Origin of the sequence: Candidatus Cardinium sp. cByotN1 (assembly GCF_022810525.1) — a bacterium.
Classification (GTDB): domain Bacteria; phylum Bacteroidota; class Bacteroidia; order Cytophagales; family Amoebophilaceae; genus Cardinium.
In genome coordinates, this window is record NZ_JAACGG010000086.1 from 1 (window position 1) to 6083 (window position 6083).

The 6083-nt window shown below is 35.2% G+C and carries 5 protein-coding genes; 4 read left to right on the top strand and 1 reads right to left on the bottom strand.

Annotated elements, in window-relative coordinates:
* Nucleotides 1–258 precede the first annotated feature (258 nt).
* Nucleotides 259–1155, bottom strand: a complete 897-nt coding sequence (locus tag MUW73_RS02530; RefSeq protein ID WP_243018684.1) for a hypothetical protein — start codon at nt 1153–1155, stop codon at nt 259–261.
* Between the two features lie 612 nt (nt 1156–1767).
* Here MUW73_RS02530 and MUW73_RS02535 point away from each other — a divergent pair.
* From MUW73_RS02535 to MUW73_RS02550, 4 genes are all read left to right on the top strand, one after another.
* Nucleotides 1768–2196: a hypothetical protein gene (locus MUW73_RS02535; RefSeq protein WP_243018683.1), complete on the top strand. Its 429-nt coding sequence runs from the start codon at nt 1768–1770 to the stop codon at nt 2194–2196.
* Between the two features lie 144 nt (nt 2197–2340).
* Nucleotides 2341–2604 carry a hypothetical protein gene (locus MUW73_RS02540; RefSeq protein ID WP_243575223.1) on the top strand — a complete coding sequence of 88 codons (264 nt, stop codon included), beginning with the start codon at nt 2341–2343 and terminating at the stop codon, nt 2602–2604.
* 518 nt (nt 2605–3122) lie between these two features.
* Nucleotides 3123–4019: a hypothetical protein gene (locus MUW73_RS02545; RefSeq protein ID WP_243575224.1), complete on the top strand. Its 897-nt coding sequence runs from the start codon at nt 3123–3125 to the stop codon at nt 4017–4019.
* 649 nt (nt 4020–4668) lie between these two features.
* Nucleotides 4669–5961: a hypothetical protein gene (locus MUW73_RS02550; protein WP_243018337.1), complete on the top strand. Its 1293-nt coding sequence runs from the start codon at nt 4669–4671 to the stop codon at nt 5959–5961.
* Nucleotides 5962–6083 lie beyond the last annotated feature (122 nt).

The window sequence follows — 6083 nt, forward strand, 5'->3', positions numbered from 1 at the left end:
TTAAAAAATTTATTTTTTACCAGTGTCACGAACAGATACCAGACGTGCACCCCAAAAAAGCCTCTTGTAAAATGTTGCGCTCAGAAAGTGACACTTACAGCTGAAATAGAAAACCAGGTTTGTTTGAAGCCCGCTAGGTGGGCTTCAAACAAACCTGGTGCTTAAATCCTTACTGATATCTAGTATGCTAACGGATGTTTTTGTTCGTGGCTCCTATAAATCCTGCAGCATAAGCAAGCTTATGCAAGCAATCTATTTTTATTTCTTCGTTTTTTTCTTAGTATTCTTTTCAATTATTTTTTTTAAATCTTTTATGTGTGAATCTGCGACATCTAATGCCCCTTGTAGCTTTTCTCTTATGTTATTTTTTCTTTTATATTCTGGAAGATGATTATCATCCCAGATGTCTTGTAGCATATTTTGAAAAAAGCCCAATTCGCCTTGGAGCTTCACGAAGGATTTTGTAAGTTCTATCACTTCATCGTCTTTCGAATTTTTTATTATCACACATTCCTTTGTTGATATTTCTTCTCGGAGTCTTTTTATCTTTTCTGTCTTCTTTTTAAGCTCTGTGAATTCAAGCATATCGCACCACGGTTTCGGAGGCATCAAGCTAGATGATGCGTTATGGTCTGTTTGGCTACTACCAGCACTGTTTTTTAATTGATCATCATCTTGAGGCGTGGTGTTGTTACCTTCATTCTTATTATTATTAGGATCATCTATTATTTGATTTTGGTCTTGTTTATTTTCACCTGATTCAGTGGATGTAGCCCCACTATTTTCACCTGATTCAGTGGATGTAGCCCCACTATTTTCACCTGAAAGAACTGCCTTGTTACTATCTTTTTCTATAGCAGCTTTAGAAGAGCCGCCTGGTTGTTGTTTTGAACCAGCATCTGGTCCTCCTTTATCGGATTCTATTGGACTATCCGAAGTAAATACTGCATTTAATTGGCCATCCTGAGTGGTATCTTGACCTTCATCAAGTATTTTATGATCATTGTCTTTATTTTTTTCTTGTACAGACATAACGTCTTGAATAGGTTTTTGTTGCCCAAAAATGCATCCAGCTGAAACGAGTAGGGCACCATACAATGGCGCATTAGCCAAGACTTTTATAGGCTTTACGTTTTGGTTGTTTTTTGTTTTCATTACTTAATCTATCTAGTTATAGGGTTAAAAGATACTGCTGTATTTAAACTTATGCTTGTTATAGCCGCCTAATACCATATAGGCATCTTATGCTTACTGTTTATATGAGTAAATGCATCCATTTAACCAATGGTTGCAACTTAAATAAAAACTATACTCATTGCTGCAAGGCAGCGGTCAAAAAAAGCCTCTTCAGTCAAATAATGATTGCGTATATGAAGCATATAAGGTTAGTGACTGCTTGGTTTTTATAGCCTGATTTGTCTAAAGATGAATGGTATGTAATTTTTTATTATTATCCTAAACTTATAGGGTTAAATCGTGTGGTCTTATGAAGAGCCAATAGTTTATAATGAAACTATCTAGGAGCTATTCCCTAACTATGCAGCATAAATTGACAGAAAAAGAGCAACTAGTTACATAGAGCACGCTCCGGTTTGGTATACTCTGCTACTTAGAAACGCCTCGAGATAAGCGCGTTACGCAAGCAGTTTATTGTCCCATGCCTTGGGCATAAGACTTAACAAAAAGGATTACTATTTTTTAGTTAATTTTTTTGTGATCATGTTTTTTTTTGCTAATATGAATATATAAGCTTTATCCAATATATATATGAAAAAAAATATACCTTACAGCGTAGTCCTGTGGATTTCTTTGTTACTATTTAACACCCTATTATCATGTACAAATGCAACACAAGTACGAACCATGGGGGACCGTCATGCAAGCGCAAAAATAGAAGAAGAAAACGCAGAGCTAGCATGTCAGCAACGGTTAACAAGATTACCCTTGTCGCTGCGGGACATGGTAGCCGACGGAATCTGTACCATACATGAAGCAGAAAATAGATTTTTAGTTACCAATCAAAATAGCAAATCATTACCATTACTATTAGTAGTTGGGAGCATATTTGTAGTGATTATTTTACCTAGCTGGGCCTATATGATATATACTAATTATTTTAGTCAAAATAATCCATCACCTATATGGCCCGCATGCCTCAATGCAAGCTTGCTTAATACAACTAGTAACTTAGGATAATGAATTAAGCAGTAGCTCTATATATCTCTAGTTTTCGAGACTCTTTATTCGAGCAGATATTAGGCTTCCGTTCACCACTATGGCTTATGCTAGGAAAAAAACGCGCCCTTTGAAAAAAGTGCGATCAGAAAGCTTAGTTTACAGATGAAAAGAAAAACAGTTGCCGGGAGGGATTGCAGAGAGGTTCCTGTTTTTTCAGCTGTAAGCGAAGCTTTCCGTAACTTTTTTCATCAGCGCTTGATTTTTTGGGTACTTTTTGATCAAGCAAAAAGTAGCTTTAAAAAATTTATTTTTTACCAGTGCAAGGAACAGATACTATTGTACCTGTTCAAGTCAGTGGGAAATAAGATGTTCTTAACTTACTTTTTTCTTGATAAAAAAGTAAGCAAAAAATCAAGCCCTGGGTAAAAAGTTGCTGAAAGCAGCCCTAACAGCTGGAAAAACAGAACTCGCCCGATTCGCGGGCTTCAAACAGGCTGTTTTTCTATTTCAGCTGTTAGGACTGCTTTCTGATCGCAACTATTTTACAAGGGGCGTTTTTTTCTTTATGTACGCTGCCATAGTGGTGAATAGATACATACTATTTAACGTACTATCTGATTGGAGGTATTGCTTAAAACTTAAGCTTGAATATAAGGAAGGTTAATATTAAGGATACATAATATGCTTATCAACTTGAACAGCAGGTCGTTATACTAAGTCTATATAAAAGTTTTATTACCTGTATGTTAGTTGATTCTTAGCTGGCTTATAACACAAGCTACAAACCTACGATTTGTGATTTTTTATCATATCTAAATTTAGATATAAAATAGATAATCTGCAAATAAATTTATGATTGTGAGCCTTAATATTCCTGTTCATTCCTAATTTATAGGAGCAAATATTAATATTATATAATCTAAAAAAATAAATCCATGACAAATATGACAAAAAATAAAATTATAAAAGATAAGCTAAATTGCTTTATGACCAAATATAGTAACCTAAAAGGTAGTTACAGGCGATTTGTATGGCTACTATCTATATGCTTATTAAGCGGGTGTTCTGGTATAAAGACTATAAATGGGGTGAACGAGCAGAGGCCCAGCTTATCTGTACCTATTTTAAATAACATGACTCGTCTAACTCCAAAGAATCAACTTAGTCAAGGTTTACAAGATAAAATGATAAAAAATTCAATAGATCAGAATAATCCTAATAGTGTTCCTGTAGAGACTACAACGAAAGAGGGTGCAAAATCATCTTCTAACCAAAGCTATACTTCTGATGGCATCTGGAAAAATATAGGTATCTTTTCTGTGTTAGGTTTGGGCTACCATTTTACACCATCATCCATGCTGGTTAAAGTATGCACTGGTGGTGCTACGGCTACCTTGGTTAACTGGTTATGTTCTGAAAAAGGGGTCAATCTGTTGACTAATACATCTCAGAAAATATGTAATATGGGGCAATCTATTTATGAATGCTGTAAGGCCCATCCAGAAGCATGTTACAAAGCAGTGTTCCCAATACTAGTAGGAGCAGGAATAGGATTATCAGGCATAATAGGCTACGAAGTATACAATTCACTAACATCAAACCAAGAAGAATTATATTCATTAGCAAAGCAAGATTGTGGATTTATAGAAAAAATAGGAGGAGACCCAGATAAAATAGAATCAGCCCAATTTAAAGAACTCGTAGAAGCCATCATAAGACAATCTGCTGGGAATTTAACTACACTTATATATAATTGCCAATGGGGTATGACTAAGTATCCTGAGCTGATGGGTACAAGCAACTCAATGGTTGGCCCGAACGATGTAGCTCCTACTAACTAAAATTAGATAGATAATTGGTTATAACCGACATTTCGCACAAAAAATTTTATTTTTTTATTTATTAAATCATTGACTATCAATAATAAAAATATAGACTCAAGGAGTGAAGATCAGAAATTTCTCCGCTTAGCCTCCAATAGGCTTTATTAAATTGTTTTATAGCCAAGTTGATGAAGTTTATAAAGGGTCTTAGTTTTTATGGCAATTGTTGAAAAAGGCAGCCTGATTTAGGGAAACTATGAACATAAAAAGCTGGCTTACAGATATTTTAATAGATTATATAAATCTATTAAATGAATAACTAAAAATTTTTGTGAGGAATGTCAGTTGTAACATAACGACTATAATGAGTTAATTTTTATAGTTAACCATCTTGATGTAAGGCATCATGGGCATTTTTGCCTCAGTTTGTATAGAGTGGAATCTTATTTCCCAGCTTTCAGGATCTATCTATGCACTACTGTGGCAGCAATCAACTAAAAAATGCTCTTTCTCTGAAGGTACTTCAGGATCGGCTTGTAGCAGCATAGTGCTAGTTAATTTAACTATCAGCCTCATCTAAAAAGGTATTACCATTGGCAACTTATAGGCTTATAGCTTATGCCTCAAGTGGTAAATATAAGCATCGATTCAATCATTAAAAATCAGTATGAAAACTTTCGCTAAAGGTACTTTATTTTATTTAGCTATGGCAGTAGTAGGGGTCGTTGGGCAAAGCTGCTTCGACCGAAACCCAAAGCCTAACGGGCTACCTAAGCAACCAAGAAGTTCCCGGAATGGTAAAAAGCGCAATATAAACCAGCAACCTCAAGCAAAAGAAGCAGGTATAGGAAAAGAGCAAACTAGCATGCCAGCTACTATACCAACTCTTGAAACAACTTCATCTAATGTAATTGAGTCATCTACTGATGCAAGTCAGCCATCTACTCCACCCCAAGTGTATGATACAAACGGAGACGATCTTGAATCAAATGGAGAGGACTTGCCTCCTAAAGGCCCCAATATAAACCAGCAACCGCAAGCAAATGAAACAAGTATAGGAAAAGAGCAAACTAGCATGCCAGCTACTATATTGTCAACTGTTCAAAAAACTTCATCTAATATAAGTCAGCCATCTACTTCACCCCAAGTGTATGCTACAAACGGAAACCATCTTGAATCAAATGGAGGGAACTTGTCTCCTAAAAGCCCCAATATAAAACAGCAGACTCAAGCAAACGGAACAGGTATAGGAAAAGAGCAAAATCTTAAACCAAATAAAGAGGATGTTGAAAATGAAAGTCATAAAAACGAGAACTACTATAAAAATATAGTAAACACCTTAATAAGCTTCTTTTCAATATTTGAAAAGCTGGATAAAATAAAAGATATATTAGATTCCAATCCTACTTTTGAAAAGCACACGGAGCTAAAGGACTTTCATGACGTATATAATCAAGCATCACCAGTGTATATAAAATGTAGAAACTATTATGAAGATTTATACAATCTGAAATATAAGTTTGAAAATGAAGATCTTATTAAACAACAACTATTCATCCTGGCACAATTAGACAAATGCATAGATGACGCTAATATGAAACAGTGCACCAAAAATCTGGAAAATGCCCTTTCAAATTACTATGAGGTCTTTTCAAAATGCTATAAAGATGTGAACGACACATTAGAAACGTTTCGTGAAACATATAACAAGCTGTCTGAAATAATCGCTGACAATCCTATTCCTCAAAATGAAACGGAGCTAGGGCGCATATTGAGTGCAGCATCGCCAGCGTATGCAGCGTATGAAAAATCTACGCATCTTGATAGTACGCAAAATACACCTGAAGATAAATATACTAACGAATTATCCATCCTGGCACAATTAGACAAATTCATAGATGACGGTAATATCAAACAGTTAACCCAAGAAATGAAGAAGGCAATAGACAAGGCTCCGTAATTTATAAAAGACTAGTCTAAATTAGAGGCGATTCATATGGACAATTCCAATCTACTACCAGCATGCAATCAGGAAATAGTATCGTTTCCGTTCACCACTATAGCTTATGCTAGAAAAAAAAC